Genomic DNA, 16,340 nt, shown 5'->3' with positions numbered 1-16,340 from the left:
ACGAAGGGCATTGATCCCGCGAAGGACGTGATCGCATCGGCGATGCGCACCTGGAGGTTCTCGGCCCTCTTCAGCATCAGCGCGGTCGTGCGGCTTCGGCGAACAGTTTCCGGCAGGGGCCGGAGTGCGAGTTCAGCGCTGCTCCGTCACCAGCCGGCGGTGGAGCTCGGTGGTCAGCGTGTGGATCGCCTTGGTGATCTCGGTGTTCGTCTTCAGCTCGAGCTCCTGCTCGACGAAGTCATGGTCCGCCTTGGCCTGCTGGAACGCCGCCTGGCGGTTCTGGCCGATCATGACGAACGTCGAGAGGAAGATCGCCTCGAGCGAGACGACCAGGGTCAGCTTCGGCCACGGGTCGGATTCCACGAACAGCATCCAGATCGCGAAGATCCCGGCGTGCAGGTAGACGAAGGGCATTGATCCCGCGAAGGACGTGATCGCATCGGCGATGCGCACCTGGAGGTTCTCGGCCCTCTTCAGCATCAGCGCGGTCACCACCGGGTGCTGCGCGGGAGGTGCCGGGGAGGTGCGCACTGCCTGTGTTTCGCTCACGGGAGGGCCTTTCGTGACGGGTAGCAACCTGGATGCTACTTAGGTAGCATCGATCGGATGAAGCTCAGCATCAGTCTGTCGGAGAGTGACCTGGCTGTCCTCGACGAGCACGCCAGACTTCTGGGGTTGCCATCTCGGTCGGCGGCAGTGCAGCATGCCATCGGACTCCTGCGGGACGCCGATCTCGAGCAGGACTATGCCGCGGCCTGGCAGGACTGGGAGTCCTCGGGCGACCGGGCTCTGTGGGAGTCCGCAACCGGCGACGGGCTCGGCTGATGCGGCGCGGGGAGGTCCGGCTCGTGGATCTCGATCCCGCGTTCGGCAGCGAGGCGAACAAACGCCGGCCCGCGGTCGTCGTGGGCAACGACCGTGCCAACGCAGCCGCCCGGCTAGGGCGAGGCGTGGTCACGGTCGTCCCGGTCACGAGCAACGTGGCTCACGTGTTCGGATTCCAGGTCCTGCTTCCCGCGGCTTCGGCGGGGCTGCGGGTGGACTCCAAGGCGCAGGCCGAGCAGGTTCGGCCGGTCTCGGTCGAGCGGCTCGGACCAGTTCTCGGACACGTCCCGCCGCGACTCATGGTCGCCATCGACGACGCGTTGCGGCTTCATCTCGCGCTGTGAAACCCGTCCCACGAACTGCTTGACACGTCAGGGAGCGAGTACTACGTTCCTGATTAAACGTTTTGCCAAAACGTTTAACCACCGTTCACGAGGCCGGCAGCGAAGACGCTGTCGATGGATGAAGCCGTCCGTCCGGGCCTGAAAAGCACGACGCCTCGCCGGCGAACCGGCGAGGCGTCGTCGACCACCTCTGCCGGACGATGCAACGTCCGGTCGGAGATCTGCATTGCTCCGACAAGTGATCTGGAGGGCACTCAGTGTCTCGAAAAGCAACCAACCGCCTCGTGGTCGCCAGCCTAACGCTGGCTGCCGTGGCCGGGCTCGCGGCCTGCAGCGGGGGTTCGGCGAGCAGCCCGGGCGCCGCAGCCAAGGGCGGCACGATCGCCCTGTGGACCCACAACGGGGGCAACGAGAAGGAGCTCGCGGTCAACGAGAAGATCATCTCCGACTTCAACGCCAGCCAGACCAAGTACAAGGTCAAGCTCCAGTCGTTCCCCCAGGAGTCCTACAACCAGTCGGTGGTCGCGGCGGCGACGGCGAAGAAGCTGCCGTGCATCGTCGACATCGACTCCCCGAACGTGCCGAACTGGGCGTGGGCGGGCTACCTGGCCCCGCTCGACCTGCCCGCGAGCACCTGGGACGGGCAGCTGCCGAGCACCGTCGGCACCGTGGGCAAGAAGGTCTACTCCTACGGTCACTACGACGTCGCCCTCGCGATGTACGCGCGCAAGCACTCGCTCGCGGCCGCCGGGATCCGGATCCCCACGATCGACAAGCCGTGGACGAAGAGCGAGTTCGCCGACGCGCTCGCCAAGCTCAAGAAGACCGGTGAGTACCCGTTCCCGCTCGACCTCGGTACGGCGGGTTCGGGCGAGTGGGCCCCGTACGCCTACTCCCCGTTCCTGCAGAGCTTCGGTGGGGACCTGATCGACCGAAAGTCCTACAAGAGCGCCGACGGCGTGCTGAACGGACCCGAGGCGATCGAGTGGGCGACGTGGCTGCGCGGCCTGGTCACGAGCGGCTACATCGCGCAGAAGTCCGGTGCGGACTCGACGGCCGACTTCGTCAACAACAAGAGCGCGATCCTGTACTCGGGCAGCTGGGCCGCGACCACGGTCGCGGACAAGCTCAAGGACGACGCGGTCATCATCCCGCCGCCCGACTTCGGCGACGGACCGAAGATCGGTGGCGGTTCGTGGCAGTGGGGCATGACGACGGGCTGCGACCAGCCCGCGGGAGCACTCGACTACCTGAAGTTCGCGCACCAGACGAAGTACTTCGTCGCCTTCGCGAACGCGCTCGGCCTGGTCCCGGCGACCAAGGACGCCGCGGCCCAGGTGCCCAACTACGCCGAGGGCGGCAAGGACCGGGTCTTCCTGGACTTCGCCCAGAAGTTCGCCGAGGTGCGACCGGTGACGCCGGCCTACCCGGTCATCTCGTCGGTGTTCCAGAAGGCCAGCGCGGACATCCTGTCCGGCGGTGACCCCAAGACCGTCCTTGACAAGGCGGTCAGCGACATCGACAAGGACATCAAACAGAACGGCAACTACGACTTCTGAGTCGCTCTCGCCGCGGCGGGGGTGCGCACGAGGCGCACAGCCGAGCGCACCCCCGCCGGGTCGAAACCTTTGTCGAGATCCATGTCAGAAGAAGGTGCACGTTGACCACCACGACTGAGAACCCGCCCGTTCCGAGGGCATCGCAGCACCTCGCACCACTCACGAGAACGACCGCGCGGACCAGCCGCGGCCGGGAAGGCTGGACGGCCGCCTGGATGGTGAGCCCCGCGGTCATCCTGATGCTCGTCTTCCTGGTCGTGCCCGTCCTGCTCGCATTCACGCTCGCTTTCACCAACGCCCGGCTCATCTCACCGCGGCCCGCCGAGTTCATCGGGTTCGAGAACTTCACGACCCTGTTCACGGACCCGCTGTTCTGGGCGTCGTTGCGCAACACGCTGTACTTCGCCGTCGTCGTCGTCCCGGTGCAGGCAGGACTGGGGCTGGTCCTCGCCCTGCTGGTCAACGCCAAGGTGCGCGGCACCAACTTCTTCCGCACCATCTATTTCGTTCCGGTGGTCACGTCGATCGTCGTGGTGTCGTTGCTGTGGGAGTTCATGTACCGACCGGACGGGCTGCTCAACAAGCTGCTGGCAGCGTTCACCCTCGGCCATTTCACCCCGATCGACTGGCTGAACAATCCCGCGACGGCGATGCCGGCGATCATGTTCATGTCGATCTGGCAGGCCGTCGGATTCCACATGATCATCTGGCTGTCGGGGTTGCAGACGATCCCGGGCGAGCTGTACGAGGCAGCCGACCTCGACGGCGCCTCAGGCTGGAAGCTCTTCAGCTTCGTCACCTGGCCATCGTTGGTGGCGACCCGCACCTTCATCCTCATCACGATCACCATCGCCAGCCTGAGCCTGTTCGCGCAGATCAGCGTGATGACCCAGGGCGGTCCGCTCGACTCGACGACGACCGTGGTGTTCATGGCCGTGCGCACCGGATACGAACAGCTCGCGACCGGCTACGCGTCGGCCATCTCCCTGGTGTTCTTCGTGCTGGTGCTCATCGTCGCCGGCGTCCAGCGATTCCTGACCCGAGAGAAGGACTGAGAGATGACCACCGTCCTCGCGCCCACCCCCTCGGCCGCGCCCGCACGCAAGGCGTCCAGGTCCCGTCGCGGCAAGATCGCCGTCCAGGCCCTGCGCATCGCGCTCGTCATCTTCTTCGCCTTCCCGATCGTCTTCATGTTCGTGTCGTCTTTCAAGCCGGACCTGCAGATCTTCAAGGACCTCGGCTCGTGGCGTGGCTTCGTCCCGGTCGGACACATCTCGCTGGACAACTACCTCGGCGTGTTCGACCGGGTGCCCGCGGCACGCTTCCTGCTCAACTCGATCGGCATCTCGGCCATCACCGTCGTGCTCGGGATCTTCGTCAACAGCCTCGCCGCGTTCTCGCTCGCGCGCCTGAAGTGGCGCGGCCGACAGTTCGTGCTCACGGCGATCATCGCGACCCTCATCGTGCCGTTCGAGACGCTCGCCCTGCCGCTGGTGTGGTGGGTCAACAAGCTCCCCTGGCTCGAGATCCACGGTTTCAGCCTCGTGCTCACCACCGGCTGGCTGGACACCTATCGCGTGCAGATCATCCCGTTCATCGCGAACGCCTTCTCGATCTACCTCTTCTACCAGTACTTCAACTCGATCCCGAAGGAGCTCGACGAGGCCGCACGGGTGGATGGCGCGAGCTGGTTCATGATCTACCGCAAGGTCGTGCTCCCGCTCTCGGGGCCGGCGATCGCGACCGTCGCCATCCTGACGTTCCTGCCGGCCTGGAACTCCTACCTCTGGCCGTTGATGGTCGTCCAGACCGAGGACCTGCGCCCGGTGATGGTCGGGATCCAGTACTTCTACCAGCTCAACGTCGCGTGGGGGGAGATCATGGCCTACGCCTCGCTGATCACGATCCCGGTGCTCGCCCTGTTCGTCGCGTTCCAGCGCTCGTTCATCAGCTCCATCGCGTCGAGCGGGGTGAAGGGCTGACCCGCACCCGGGAGCGCTCGTGGGTCCACCCGGATCTCCCGATGAGAAGAGAGCAGCGAACATGCGTCAACGAGCAGTGGGAATCAAGCAGGTGGCCGGTGAGGCGGGAGTCTCCGTCGCGACGGTGTCGCAGGTGCTCAATGCCGTCGAAGGCGCGCGAGTCTCGGACGAGACCCGAGCGCGGGTGCACGCCACGGCCGAACGGCTGGGCTACGTGCCCAACCGGATGGCCCGGGGCCTTCGCACGCAGCGCTCCCAGGCCTTGGGGCTGATCGGCGACCAGATCGCCACGACACCGTATTCAGGCCGGATGGTCCTCGGGGCGCAGGAAGCGGCGCTCCGGCACGGGTTCACCATGGTGCTGTTCAACACCGAGAGCGATCAGGCCGTCGAGGAACGCGACATTCGCAACCTGATGCAGTACCAGGTGGACGGCATCCTGTACGCGACGATGTATCACCGCGTCGTCGACGTGCCGGCGGTGCTGCGCGGCGTGCCGACGGTGCTCCTCGACTGCGAGTCGAGCGACGCCACCATCAGCGCCGTCGTCCCGGACGAGGTCGCCGGGGGACGGGCCGCGGTCGAGGAGCTTCTCGCGCACGGCCACCGCAGGATCGGCTTCGCGACGAACCTCGACCCGGTGCCGGCCACGGCCGGGCGTCTGGAGGGCTACCGGCAGGCGCTCTCGGGCGCCGGTGTCCCGTTCGATCAGTCCCTCGTGGTCGCCGACGAGTCGGAGTCGGGCGGCGGTTACCGCGCCTCCCGGGCGCTCCTCGAGCGCGTCGACTCGCCCAGCGCGATCTTCTGCTTCAACGACCGCATGGCCATGGGCGCCTACCGAGCGGCCGCCGAGCTCGGACTGAAGATCCCGGCGGACCTGTCGATCGTCGGTTTCGACAACCAGGAGGTCATCGCTGCCGGACTCTTCCCCGACCTGACGACCGTGACCCTGCCGCACCACGCCATGGGTGCCTGGGCGGTCGACACCCTCGTCGCGCAGCTCGCGGGTGCGGGCCCCGACCCGGCCGCCCACCCGCTGCTCATGAACTGCCCGCTCGTGCGACGTTCGTCGGTCGCGCCCCCGTCCCGATCCGGTGCTCCGCAGCGCCCCTGAAAGGCTCCACATGCTCCGACTTCCCTCCGCCTGGACCTGGGACTTCTGGTTGGCCGACGACGGCGAGCTGTTCCACCTGTTCTTCCTCAAGGCGTCGCGTGCGCTCATCGACCCCGATCGTCGCCATCGGCGGGCAGGAATCGGGCACGCGGTCTCGTTCGACCTGCGCAGCTGGACCGAGGTTGCCGACGCGTTGGTAGCAGCCGACGGCCCGGCATTCGACGACCTCGCGACCTGGACTGGTTCGGTGGTGCGGGGTGACGACGGCCGGTGGCGCCTGTTCTACACGGGGGTCGACCGGTCGTCGGACGGCGCGACCCAGCGCATCGGCGTCGCGGTGTCGGACGACCTCTACACGTGGACGCGAACCAGCGACGTCGCGCTGCTCGAGGCCGATCCGCTCTGGTACGAGAAGTTCGCCGAGGACTCGTGGCCGGACGAGGCATGGCGTGACCCCTGGGTGCTGCGCGACCCGGCGGGCAACGGCTGGCACATGCTCATCACGGCGCGCGCCGCCACGGGGGCGCTCGACGAGCGCGGCGTCATCGGGCACGCGACGTCCGGGGACCTCGAGCACTGGACCGTGCAATCGCCGCTGAGCGAGCCCGGGTCGGGCTTCGGTCAGCTCGAGGTTCCGCAGGTCGAGACGGTCGGGGATCGCAACGTGCTGATCTTCAGCTGCATGACCTCCGAGCTGTCCTCCGAGCGCCGCGACTCGGGCGAGACCGGCGGCGTCTGGGCGCTGAACACCGGCACCCTCACCGGGCCGTTCGATGTGAGCAGCGCCTACCGGATCACCGACGAGACGTACTACGCCGGTCGCCTGGTCCAAGACCAGGCCGGCACCTGGTGGCTGCTCGCGTTCCTCCACACGGCGCCGGACGGGTCGTTCGTCGGCCAACTCTCCGACCCGATGCCGGTGCAGTGGGGTGACGACGGCCGGTTGTGGGCGGGCCAGCAGGCGTCGGCGTCCGCATGGGCCGACTGAGCATTGTCTCGACTTCCGAGACAATGCTGAAGTCGGGGCCTGTGAATCAGCCTCGGGCCCGAATGAAATCGAATTCCGCGCACCAGTAACAGGGCCCGTATACGGGATCAGAACGGCGGCGGGTCGTCCGCTTCCGATTTCTGTTCCCGCACCGCGCCGGGCGCGGGCTGGTGTTCTGGAATCAGTCCTGGTTCGGGCTCGACGTGCGGCAGGTGCTCGTGTCCGGGCGGCAACGGGGAGTTGTAGCCATACGTGTGCCCGGTGGGCGTTGTCCAGGTGATCGTGCCGTTGTCGGCGCGGTCGTACGTCCAGCCGGCGTGCGTCTTGAGCAGGTGGTCCCGCCTACAGGCCGGGGAAATATTCTCTGTGGACGTGGCTCCGCCGGTGCCGTCGGGGTTGAACGGCACCCGGTGGTCCAGGTCGCAGTGGTGCGACGCGGCGTTGCAGATCGGGGACACGCAGTACGGATCGCGGGCGCGGATGATCTCCGCCAGGTCCTCCGGCGGGCGGTACCGGGTCTTGCCCACGTCCAGCACGGTGCCGGTCTGCGGATCGGTCACCAGCCGCCGCCAGGTCCCGTTCGTGGCAAGCCGCCGGGCGGTCTGGGCGGTGATCGCGCCATACCCGGCGAGCTGGCCGGGGTCCTCGTCCAGCCCGAGCAGCGTCGCCAGGGATACGGTGACGTCGATCCGGACCTGCCCCGCGATGCCGCCGATGCCGACGCCGCTGCCCGTAAGCGCCGCACAGCGGCTGGCACCGGGCGCAGCCGAGCCAGCGGCCGAGCCCGCACCTGCGGTCGAGCCCACGCCCGAGTCCGAGCCCACGTCCGATCCGGCCTCGGTGCCGCTGTCTGATCCGCCGGTCTCGCCGGCAGCCACGCCCGCGTCTTCGCAGGTGCAGCCGTCGTCCCCGAGGAGGGTGTTGGTGTACGCGTCGGCGCGGAGCTGGTCGATGGTGCGGGTGTCCCCGGCACGCTGGGCCTTGCGTGCTGCGTCGGTCAGGGCGGTGTCGATCGCGGTCGCGACGAACGAGGGCAGGACGGACCAGATGCCGGCCATCCCGTCGGGGAGGACCTTGGGCTTGCACACGCGGCGCGAGTCCACGGCGCGGGCGGTGCGCTGCTCGGCGTCCTTGGGGTCGACCGCGATCAGGGCCTTCTGGAGGTCGGCGCGCAGCTGGGTCGGGGTACGCTGCGCGGCGGTGGGCAGCACGACGTCCTCGACGACCTGCGCGACCTGCCAGGGGATGTCCTTGAGGGCGGCGATGATGATCTTGGCCTTGCCCCAGTCCAGGTCCCCGACGTCCAGCGCGTCGCCAGTGACCATCAGCTGGCGGGCGAACAGCTTGCCAGCCTCCACCAGCTCCCGGCCGGCCTGCCGGGAGGTACCCAACCGGGCCGCGACCTCCTCGCCGACGATGCCGGGCTGGCGGACAGCCAAGGGCCAGTCCGGGTTCATCGAGTCCCGCCGCGAGAGGACCTCGATCGCGGCGAGCTGGCGGGCCTTGGCCCAGGACGCGGTCCGCTCGAAGGCGGCCATCTGCTCGACCAGTTCGTAGTCCGGCAGCTGCTCGGATTCCACCGAGTCGGCCCAGGCCGCAAGGGCCGCGGACCCCGGCGCCAGGTCCATCCGCTCGCACGGCCGCGGGTCCTGGTGCTCGCCGCGAGCCAGCGCCTCGAAGAATGCCTCCCGCTCCAAGAACTCCGCGACCTCGGCCGCCAAGAACTTCGGATCCTCATACCGCGCGTCGTCCGCCGCCCATAAAGCCAACAACTCCCGCGACGGCTCGACCAAGGACGCGACATGCTCGTCGCCATTCCTGCCGAACTCGTGATCGAACATGTGTTCTATGATACCGGAAAGTCCGGGCGTGTCAATACCTCAGACGCAACTCGTGTGCACGACTTTTGCGGCGTTGTGGTGCTGCCACTGCTTCACGCTGAGGTCGGCCGTGAAAGGAACGATCTCAGGATCTTGATCCACTCCTCGAATGAATCGAGGTGCGCATCGTGCGTCGCGCCCTGGATGTCCGCGCGCTCGGCATTCTGACCGCGGCGCACGAACTCTGCCTTGTCTTCCGCGGAGAACATGCCATTGCTCGCGTAGACGACGAGGGTGGGAACGGCCACGCTTTCCCACCCAACCCACTGCGGGACAGCGACGGCGTTGATGGTGCGGACCATCACGTCCGCATCGAACCGCGGGTAGAGGCCGTCTTCCCGCTCCTCGAGGTCGTCTACCCAGGCCTGTTCGAGAAATCCGCTGCCAAGGTATTCGCGCGCCGCTGCTCTGTCGACAAAGGGCACCCGCCAGGATCGGAAGTAGTCGCCCATCTCGGCGTTCTCGGCCAGGCTTCCTGCTCCTTCGCCACCTTCCAGAAGGACAAGCCGTTCCACGAGGTCCGGGCGGCTGGCCGCGGTCAGCATTGCCGTGTGGGCGCCCATCGATTGACCGACGAGCGACACGGGTCCACGGTCTCCGTCTCGATCACTCGCACGACGTCGGCGACGAACGCGGCCCGCGACGTGTCGACGGGAATGCGAGTGCTTTGCTCGTGGCCCCGCTGATCGATCAAGAGAACGCGGTACTCCTCGAGCGATTCAGCGGTCGGGATGAACTCCGTCGAGCTCCCGGCGAGCCCGTGCAGGATGACCACGGGTGGCCCGTCACCCCCCTGAGTCGAGATAGCTGATCCTGGCGCCGGAACTAGTGACCGAATGTCGGGACAAGGGCATGACCGATGGTGACATGAGCCGCGGCATCGACCTCGACAGCGGAGGGCGAGCCGCGGACGCCCCTCGGCACCCTCGCCTCACCGGCCGCCCGACTCAGGCGTCGGCGTCCTGCTGAGCCATCCACTCCCACAGCGTCGCGCCGTCCGCGGTGGTCGGGGCATTGCGCGCGGTGTAGATCCACGACCAGTGGCCGTTGTAGCCGACGCCGTCCCACGTGACGTCCGCGTAGCTCGTCAACACGGAGCCCGCGACCAGTCCGTGCGCCCACAGGCTGGTCTGGGCGAAGGGCACCGTCGGGTCGTTCTCGGCGTGCACGAACCAGGTGGGCGTCTCGCTCAGCCGGCGGATCTCAGCCTCGGTGACGAGATACCCGCCGCGGAACGCGAGGTAGAGCGCCGCGCAGGTAGGGACGAGTGCGGCGAACCTCTCGGGGTAGGCGGAGGCGAGCTTCACCGACATGAAGCCACCCGCCGAGGCGCCCATGACGTACACCCGCGACGCGTCGATGCGGTGGCTCTCGGCGAGCTCGTCGAGGAGCGCCGCCAGCCGCTCGGCGTAGGCGGACTCGTCGAGGTTGTACCAGGTATCCGGCACCTGCGGGGCGACGACGTACGCGCCGCCGAAGACGGCTTGAGCCTCGGGAGTAGCCGGGCCGAGCGCCCCGCGGTTGCCCCGCAGCTGTGGCTCGTTCGAGTAGTAGCCGGGGAGCCCGCCCTCGCCGTTGCCGTGCAGCCAGACGACGAGCGGACGTGCACCCCCAGCGAGGGAACGTCCCGTGGGCTCGAAGAGCCGGTAGCTGAGCCCGGTCGCTGAGACCCCGGAGGAGAACGCGTCGACCTCCGCGTCGCGCAGGGCGCCCTGCGCGAAGCCGGAGAGGGTCACCGAGCGTCCGCTCGTCAGCAGGACGGGCGCGTTCTGGGTCACGGTGTAGGTGAGGTCGAGGTCGACGGTGCGCGCCGCGAGCGACAGGTAGCCGAGGGTCGAGGCCCCGGCGACCCCTGCCCCGTACGCCAGGTCGACGACGACGTCGCCGTGGCGGTCGACCGTGACGCCGGTGACCGTGCGGTCGACGTCGTACAGGCTGGAGATGACCTCACCGTTCGCGATCGGCACGGGGCTGGTCGCCGTGGCGTGGACGGTGAACGTCGAGGCGGTGAGGCTGGCCGGGTCGATCCGGCCGAGCCGGCCGGTGTCGAGCGTGATCGCGGTGACCTGCTCGCCGCCGTCGAGCACCGTCGCCTCGAGGGTGAAGCCGACGGTGGTCGACGGTCTGTCGGCCGCGCCGACGGCGGCGTCGGGGTCGGGCAGCGAGGCCACCAGGGTCGCCGGGACGACGACCGCCGCCCCCGACGCCAACGTCGCGGACAGGACTGCCGGTGGAGTCTTCATTGAGAGAAGCAGCCTACGCTCGTGGCGCGGAAAGGTCAGACGATTCGCGCCGCCGGCCCGGCGCCGTAGCCTGACGCCGTGACCCGGAGCCGGTACGACGCAGTCGTTGTCGGTGGTGGGCACAACGGCCTGACGGCCGCGGCCTACCTCGCGCGGGCGGGCCGCAGCGTGCTGGTGCTCGAGCAGGCGGACCACCTGGGCGGCGCCACGGGGTCGAGCCGCGTGTTCCGCGGCGTGGACGCGCGGCTGTCCCGGTACTCGTATCTCGTCTCGCTCATGCCGCGGGCGGTCCGGGACGAGCTCGGGCTGGCGCTCGAGCTGCGTCGTCGGCGGATCGCGTCGTACACGCCGGTGCCCGCCGACCCGGCACGCGGCCTGCTCGTGGACACCGGGGACGACGGCGCGACGCGACGCTCGTTCGCGGCCGTCGGCGCCGGCGGCGACCACCGCGCCTGGCAGGAGTTCGCCGCGCGGACCCGCGCCCTTGCCCGCGCGGTCTTCCCGACCGTGACCGAGCCGCTGCCGACGTCGGCGCAGGCCCGCGCCGTCGTCGGGGAGAAGTGGTGGACGGACCTGCACACCCCGCTGGGGGAGCTCGTCGAGCGCACCTTCGCCGCCGACCTCGTCCGGGGCGTGGTCCTCACCGACGCGCTCATCGGAACCTTCGCTGACGCGCATGACGCGACGCTCGTCCAGAACCGCTGCTTCCTCTACCACCTGATCGGGGGCGGGACGGGTGACTGGGACGTCCCGGTCGGCGGCATGGGCGCCGTGGTCGAGGCGCTCGCGGGCGCGGCCCGCGCGGGTGGTGCCGAGCTGCTGACCCGCGCCACGGTGCGCGCCGTGCACCCGGGCACCGGGGGTGCGGATGTGATGTGGACCGACGACGACGGCGGCGAGCACTCGGTCGCGGCGGGCCACGTCCTGGTCAACGCCGCCCCGCGCGTGCTCGACCGTCTCCTGGGCCGCGAACCGGCCGACGGCGGTCCGGAGGGCAGCCAGCTCAAGGTCAACATGGTGCTGCGCCGCCTGCCGCGGCTCCGGGACCCCGCAGTGAACCCGGCAGTGGCCTTCGCCGGCACGTTCCACGTCAACGAGTCGTACCAGCAGCTCGCCACCGCCTACGCCGAGGCCGCGGCCGGCCGGGTGCCGACGCTGCCACCTGCGGAGATCTACTGCCACACGCTCACCGACCCGTCGATCCTCGGCGCGGACCTTCGCGCGACGGGCCACCACACGCTCACCCTGTTCGGCCTGCACATGCCCGCGCGCCTGTTCCGGGCGGACCCCGAGGGGGCGCGCGCGGCGGCGCTCGCGGCCACGCTGCGCTCCCTGGACTCGGTGCTCGCCGAGCCGGTCGAGGACTGCCTCGCGCTGGACGCCGACGGTCGCCCGTGCCTCGAGGTCCGCTCGCCCGTCGACCTCGAGCACGACGTCGGACTGCCCGGTGGCCACATCTTCCACGGCGACCTGCAGTGGCCGTGGCTCGCGGACGACGACGACGACGGCGCCCGCACGCCCGCAAAGCGCTGGGGCGTGGCGACCGCGCACGACCGCGTCCTGCTGTGCGGTGCGGGTGCGCGGCGGGGCGGCGGCGTGAGCGGGATCCCCGGCAGGTCGGCGGCGATGGCGGTGTTGGAGATCCGGTCGAACGGGTGACTGCCCGCGCGGTGCGTATGTCCGTGCCCGGTGCTTCGATCGGGCGGCGCGCCGCTCAGGAGCCTGCGGTGGCGAACGGGCCGCCGTCGTCGAACGCCCAGTCTGCGAAGCGCTCGCCGATCCGGCGGTGACCGGCGGAGTCCGGGTGGAGCCCGTCGGGCAGCGGAAGCTCGGCGAAGTCCGGGTCCCCATAGAGCGAACGGCCGTCGAGATGGTGCAGGTTCGGGTCCTCGGTCGCCCGCGCGGCGAGGATCCGGGCGAGCTCGTCGCGGATGACGGTGAGCGTCAGTCGCGTGGGGTCGGACGGGTCGCCCGTGGCCCGGAAGGTCACCTTCCCGCCGTCGAACTCCGGGGCGAGGGGGCCCGGGGTGTCCTCCTGGAGGGGACAGAGGATGGGCGAGACGACCAGCAGCGGCGTGGTCGGGTGCCCGTCCCGAATGGTGTCGAGGAAGCCGTGCACCGCCGGGGCGAAGGCGCGCAGGCGCATCAGGTCGAGGTTGACCAGATTGATGCCGATCTTGACGCTGATCAGGTCCGCGGGGGTGTCGCGCATCGCCCGCGCGGTGAACGGGTCGAGCAAGGCGTTGCCGCCGAACCCCAGATTGATCAGCTCCACGCCGCCCCGGGCGGCGGCGATCGCCGGCCAGATCGCCATCGGGCGCTCGGCGGTCGAGCCGTGGCTGATCGAGCTGCCGTGGTGCAGCCACACCCTGCGCCCGCGGTCACCGGTGGCCTCGACCGGGGCGTCGGTGCGCAGGGCGATCAGCTCGGTGACCTCCGTGTGCGGCAGCCAGATCTCGATGTCCTTGCGGCCCGCGGGCAGGTCGGTGAACCGGACGGTGCCGGCCGGGCCGGGCGAGAGGACCGCGGACTGGGTGGCCAGGTCGATGGTGCGGACATTGCCGCCGGTCACGCTGGCCCGGCCGGCGAGAACGCCGTCGACGACCAGGTCGTACGCGCCGTCCGGCGGAACCGGGGCGCCGCGGTACACCGTCCTGGTGCGCAGCGCATCCAGCTCGATGGTCGTGGCCCGGGTGCGGAAGGCCAGCCGCACTCCGGAGGGTTGGGACTCGACCATGGCCAGGTACTCATCGGGGAACTGCGTGCGAGCCCTGGCCGGCAGCCGGTGCGGCAGCACGCCGAGCGCGGTTCGTTCCAGCTCGAGGGCACCGCGCACGAGGTGCGCGTCGATGGGCGTGGTGGTCCAGGGCGCCTCGGACACCTCACGGCGGACCGGGACATCGCTGGGGGGGGAGTTCACGACCGCAGTGTGCCAACCGAATGCCCCGAAAGCATTTCACCCCCGTGTCCGGAGAGGTCGGGTTCGGCCGGAGGGGTGCAAGTCCCCACAATTGCCGCAATTCGCCGCGCGCGGGAGCGGCCCCTGCCGTAGCGTCGTCGACGCAGCTCGACAAAGCTGGCCGCATGACCACGAAGGAGGCGTCATGCCCCGCTATCTCGGGGTCCTGCTCGAGTTCGGGCTCATCATCTTCTGCCTGATCGAGTGCATCCAGGCCCCATCCGCACGGGTGCGCAACCTGCCCACGTGGGCGTGGATCCTGCTGATCCTCTTCGTCCCCATCGTCGGCCCGATCGCCTGGCTCGTCGCCGGCCGCCCGACGTCGGCGTCCGGGGGCCGGTCGGTGTCGTGGCGGTCGACCGAGACGGCCGGGTTCCCGGAGTACGAGCGCCCCGTCGCGCCCGACGACGATCGCGAGTTCATCGCTCGGCTCGCCGCCTCGGACTCGTCCGACCGCGAGCTGCTCGCCAAGTGGGAGGCCGATCTTCACGAGCGCGAGGCCAAGCTCCGGGACGGCGAGCAGAAGCCGGCGGACGACCCGGACGATCCCGGGCGACCGGGACCTGGTTAGCCTCGCCGCGACCGGGGTTGCTAGGTACCCACCCTGCGGTAGACGAGGTCGAAGTCGGTCACATAGGTCGTGCCGTCTTCGGCGATCTCCCAGCGTCCGGTGATCGTGTTCCCGTCGTCGCTGAACCTCGCGGTGAAGCGTTGGGCGAACGGCTCGCCCTGCCGCCAGAGCCGCCACTCGCCGTCGCCGATGGACATCTCGTAGACGCGGCAGACGCCGCGCTCGTCCGAGTACAGCTGGAAATACGTCCCGTTGGCGCCGTCGCATCCGATGATGGAGACGCTCGCGGGCGCCTCGGGAAGCTCGACGGTCCCACGCTGGACCAGATGTGCTCCGGGGGCGTGCCACTCGAAGGTGAACGTTCCACCGCCCGGCCATGGCGTTCCGTCGGTCCAGGTCGCCTCGATGGTCCACTCGCCGACCAGCGGCTCGAGCCGGCGCAGGGCGTGCTCCGCGGTTGGTTGATCCATCGATCTGCTCCCGTCTCAGAAGGCGTCGCCGGTGCGCCACGGCATCTGCTGCAAGGTCAGGGTGTTGAGGCGTGAAGTGCGAGCACCACTCACCGCCGTCGGGACCGCCCCGGAGCGGTGCTCGAGGTCCGCCGCGGCGCCGCCCGGCTGGTGGCCCGCTCCACCCACCTGTCCGGGACCCTGCGGTGGGTGGAGCACGAGAAGCTCAACCGCTACGCCCCGCCCGACGACGAGACGTGACGCGCCCGCCCGTTCAGGGCAACGAGGCGGGCAGCCCGAGGAGCGCAAAGTGGTCCGGGCCGATGAACGAGGTGACCGCGGCGATGCGCTCACCGCGCAGGGTCAGCACGTCGATCGACCAGGCGACGTGTGCCTGGTCGTGCTCGCCGCGGAGGTAGCCGGCGACCGCGGGCTGGCCGTTGGCGCTCGTGGGCAGGTGCCGCCAGGAGCCGCAACTGGTCAGCGGGACGCGCAGCGCGAAGTCGGTCACGGCCTCGAGGCCGCGATACCAGTGCGGCAGTGGGGGCATCGACCAGGTGACGTCCTGCGTGAGCAGCGCGACCAGGGCGCTGGCGTCGCCGAGCTCCAGCGCCGTGGAGTACCCGGTGACGATCTCCCGCACGCGGGCGTCGTCGATCATCCGCAGCGTTTGCTGCTGCGTGCGGGGCGGGACCTTCTCGGCGACGATTTTGCGGGCACGCTGCAGCGCGCTGTTCACCGACGCGGTCGTGGTGTCCATCGTCACGGCCACCTCGGCCGCGGTGAAGCCCAGCACCTCGACGAGCAGCAGCGCGGCCCGCTGGTTGCCCGGCAGGTGCTGCAGGGCGGCGACGAAGGCGAGCTCGACGGCCTCGCGCTGCTCGTAGCGTGCTGCCGGGTCGGCCTGGCCGACTGCGAGGCGCACGTCCGGGTAGGGCCCCAGCCACGCGACGCCGTCGGGCGCGACCTGGTCGAGCACGGCCCGGTCGCTGGACGGGCCGAGGTCCATCGGTAGCGCGCGCCCGCCGCGGGCCTTGCCGATGTCCAGGCAGGTGCGAGTGGCCACGGTGTAGAGCCACGAGCGCACCGAGCCGCGGCCCTCGAAGCCCGCGAGCCCCCGCCATGACCGCAGCAGGGCCTCCTGCAGGGCGTCGTCGGCGTCGTGGGTCGAGCCGAGCATGCGGTAACAGTGCGCGCGCAGCTCCCCGCGCAATGGCTCGACCAGGCGGGTGAAGGCCTCGTCGTCGCCCCCGCGCGCGCGGGCGAGGTCGAGCTCTGCGGAGCTTGAGGAAGCGCTGGCCACGGCCCCGCGGAATATCTCGCCCATGGTCGATGATTCTGCCCGACGGCGGGAGTCTTACCTGTGACCGAGCAGGCCGCCCGCACCAGGAGAACCCCATGACCCCCGCCTCGACCGCCCCCGCAC

18 protein-coding genes are annotated in these 16,340 nt (G+C 69.7%); 10 read left to right on the top strand and 8 right to left on the bottom strand.

Features of this window, described 5'->3' with window-relative positions:
* Positions 1-132: 132 nt before the first annotated feature.
* Entirely contained in the window at positions 133-549 is a 417-nt protein-coding gene (locus tag VIM26_RS19375) for a DUF1003 domain-containing protein (RefSeq protein WP_331954271.1), read from the bottom strand.
* A 57-nt stretch (positions 550-606) separates the two neighbouring features.
* On the opposite strand from VIM26_RS19375, the gene VIM26_RS19370 reads away from it, so the two are divergent.
* The 7 genes from VIM26_RS19370 to VIM26_RS19340 all read left to right on the top strand — a co-directional run bounded on the left by VIM26_RS19370 (position 607) and on the right by VIM26_RS19340 (position 6,812).
* The gene (locus VIM26_RS19370; protein ID WP_331954269.1) at positions 607-825 is read left to right on the top strand and encodes a ribbon-helix-helix domain-containing protein; all 219 of its coding nucleotides are present in this window, start codon (positions 607-609) and stop codon (positions 823-825) included.
* Positions 825-1,169 (top strand): type II toxin-antitoxin system PemK/MazF family toxin, encoded by a 345-nt coding sequence (locus VIM26_RS19365; RefSeq protein ID WP_331954267.1) that lies wholly within the window; start codon positions 825-827, stop codon positions 1,167-1,169. Before VIM26_RS19370 ends, VIM26_RS19365 begins: the two co-directional genes overlap by 1 nt.
* Before the next feature lie 284 nt (positions 1,170-1,453).
* Positions 1,454-2,728 carry a sugar ABC transporter substrate-binding protein gene (locus VIM26_RS19360; protein ID WP_331954265.1) on the top strand — a complete coding sequence of 425 codons (1,275 nt, stop codon included), beginning with the start codon at positions 1,454-1,456 and terminating at the stop codon, positions 2,726-2,728.
* Positions 2,729-2,943: 215 nt separating this feature from the next.
* A complete protein-coding gene (locus tag VIM26_RS19355; RefSeq protein ID WP_331954262.1) occupies positions 2,944-3,783 on the top strand; it encodes a sugar ABC transporter permease in 840 nt (279 codons plus the stop codon).
* A gap of 3 nt (positions 3,784-3,786) precedes the next feature.
* Positions 3,787-4,710 (top strand): carbohydrate ABC transporter permease, encoded by a 924-nt coding sequence (locus VIM26_RS19350; RefSeq protein ID WP_331954261.1) that lies wholly within the window; start codon positions 3,787-3,789, stop codon positions 4,708-4,710.
* Between the two features lie 61 nt (positions 4,711-4,771).
* The gene (locus VIM26_RS19345) at positions 4,772-5,824 is read left to right on the top strand and encodes a LacI family DNA-binding transcriptional regulator (RefSeq protein WP_331954259.1); all 1,053 of its coding nucleotides are present in this window, start codon (positions 4,772-4,774) and stop codon (positions 5,822-5,824) included.
* 10 nt (positions 5,825-5,834) lie between these two features.
* A complete protein-coding gene (locus VIM26_RS19340) occupies positions 5,835-6,812 on the top strand; it encodes a glycosyl hydrolase family 32 (RefSeq protein WP_331954257.1) in 978 nt (325 codons plus the stop codon).
* A 107-nt stretch (positions 6,813-6,919) separates the two neighbouring features.
* Here the strand turns inward: VIM26_RS19340 and VIM26_RS19335 are convergent, their stop codons facing one another.
* The 4 genes from VIM26_RS19335 to VIM26_RS19320 form a co-directional block, all read right to left on the bottom strand.
* On the bottom strand, positions 6,920-8,653 hold the full coding sequence (locus tag VIM26_RS19335) for a DUF222 domain-containing protein (RefSeq protein WP_331954255.1): 1,734 nt from the start codon (positions 8,651-8,653) through the stop codon (positions 6,920-6,922).
* A gap of 92 nt (positions 8,654-8,745) precedes the next feature.
* A complete protein-coding gene (locus VIM26_RS19330) occupies positions 8,746-9,276 on the bottom strand; it encodes an alpha/beta hydrolase (RefSeq protein WP_331954253.1) in 531 nt (176 codons plus the stop codon).
* Complete coding sequence (locus VIM26_RS19325; protein ID WP_331954251.1) at positions 9,231-9,467, bottom strand: alpha/beta fold hydrolase; 237 nt, start codon at positions 9,465-9,467, stop codon at positions 9,231-9,233. The genes VIM26_RS19330 and VIM26_RS19325 overlap by 46 nt, the downstream gene beginning before the upstream one ends.
* 172 nt (positions 9,468-9,639) lie before the next feature.
* Complete coding sequence (locus tag VIM26_RS19320) at positions 9,640-10,935, bottom strand: prolyl oligopeptidase family serine peptidase (protein WP_331954249.1); 1,296 nt, start codon at positions 10,933-10,935, stop codon at positions 9,640-9,642.
* A 78-nt stretch (positions 10,936-11,013) separates the two neighbouring features.
* On the opposite strand from VIM26_RS19320, the gene VIM26_RS19315 reads away from it, so the two are divergent.
* A complete protein-coding gene (locus VIM26_RS19315; RefSeq protein WP_331954247.1) occupies positions 11,014-12,594 on the top strand; it encodes an NAD(P)/FAD-dependent oxidoreductase in 1,581 nt (526 codons plus the stop codon).
* Positions 12,595-12,649: 55 nt separating this feature from the next.
* On the opposite strand, the gene VIM26_RS19310 is transcribed toward VIM26_RS19315, so the two are convergent.
* Complete coding sequence (locus tag VIM26_RS19310; protein WP_331954245.1) at positions 12,650-13,855, bottom strand: GDSL-type esterase/lipase family protein; 1,206 nt, start codon at positions 13,853-13,855, stop codon at positions 12,650-12,652.
* Positions 13,856-14,039: 184 nt separating this feature from the next.
* Between VIM26_RS19310 and VIM26_RS19305 the strand changes: the two genes are divergently transcribed.
* Complete coding sequence (locus tag VIM26_RS19305; RefSeq protein WP_331954243.1) at positions 14,040-14,465, top strand: PLD nuclease N-terminal domain-containing protein; 426 nt, start codon at positions 14,040-14,042, stop codon at positions 14,463-14,465.
* A 20-nt stretch (positions 14,466-14,485) separates the two neighbouring features.
* Here the strand turns inward: VIM26_RS19305 and VIM26_RS19300 are convergent, their stop codons facing one another.
* Positions 14,486-14,935, bottom strand: a complete 450-nt coding sequence (locus tag VIM26_RS19300) for a hypothetical protein (RefSeq protein ID WP_331954241.1) — start codon at positions 14,933-14,935, stop codon at positions 14,486-14,488.
* Between the two features lie 117 nt (positions 14,936-15,052).
* On the opposite strand from VIM26_RS19300, the gene VIM26_RS19295 reads away from it, so the two are divergent.
* Entirely contained in the window at positions 15,053-15,175 is a 123-nt protein-coding gene (locus tag VIM26_RS19295) for a hypothetical protein (RefSeq protein ID WP_331954239.1), read from the top strand.
* 13 nt (positions 15,176-15,188) lie between these two features.
* Here VIM26_RS19295 and VIM26_RS19290 read toward each other — a convergent pair whose 3' ends face one another.
* Positions 15,189-16,241, bottom strand: a complete 1,053-nt coding sequence (locus VIM26_RS19290; RefSeq protein ID WP_331954237.1) for a sigma-70 family RNA polymerase sigma factor — start codon at positions 16,239-16,241, stop codon at positions 15,189-15,191.
* Between the last annotated feature and the right edge of the window lie 99 nt (positions 16,242-16,340).

This window comes from Pengzhenrongella sp. (assembly GCF_036565025.1).
In the GTDB taxonomy this organism is placed as follows: domain Bacteria; phylum Actinomycetota; class Actinomycetes; order Actinomycetales; family Cellulomonadaceae; genus Pengzhenrongella.
Note: the sequence above shows the minus strand (reverse complement) of the source record. Positions and strands in the feature narration are given on the sequence as shown.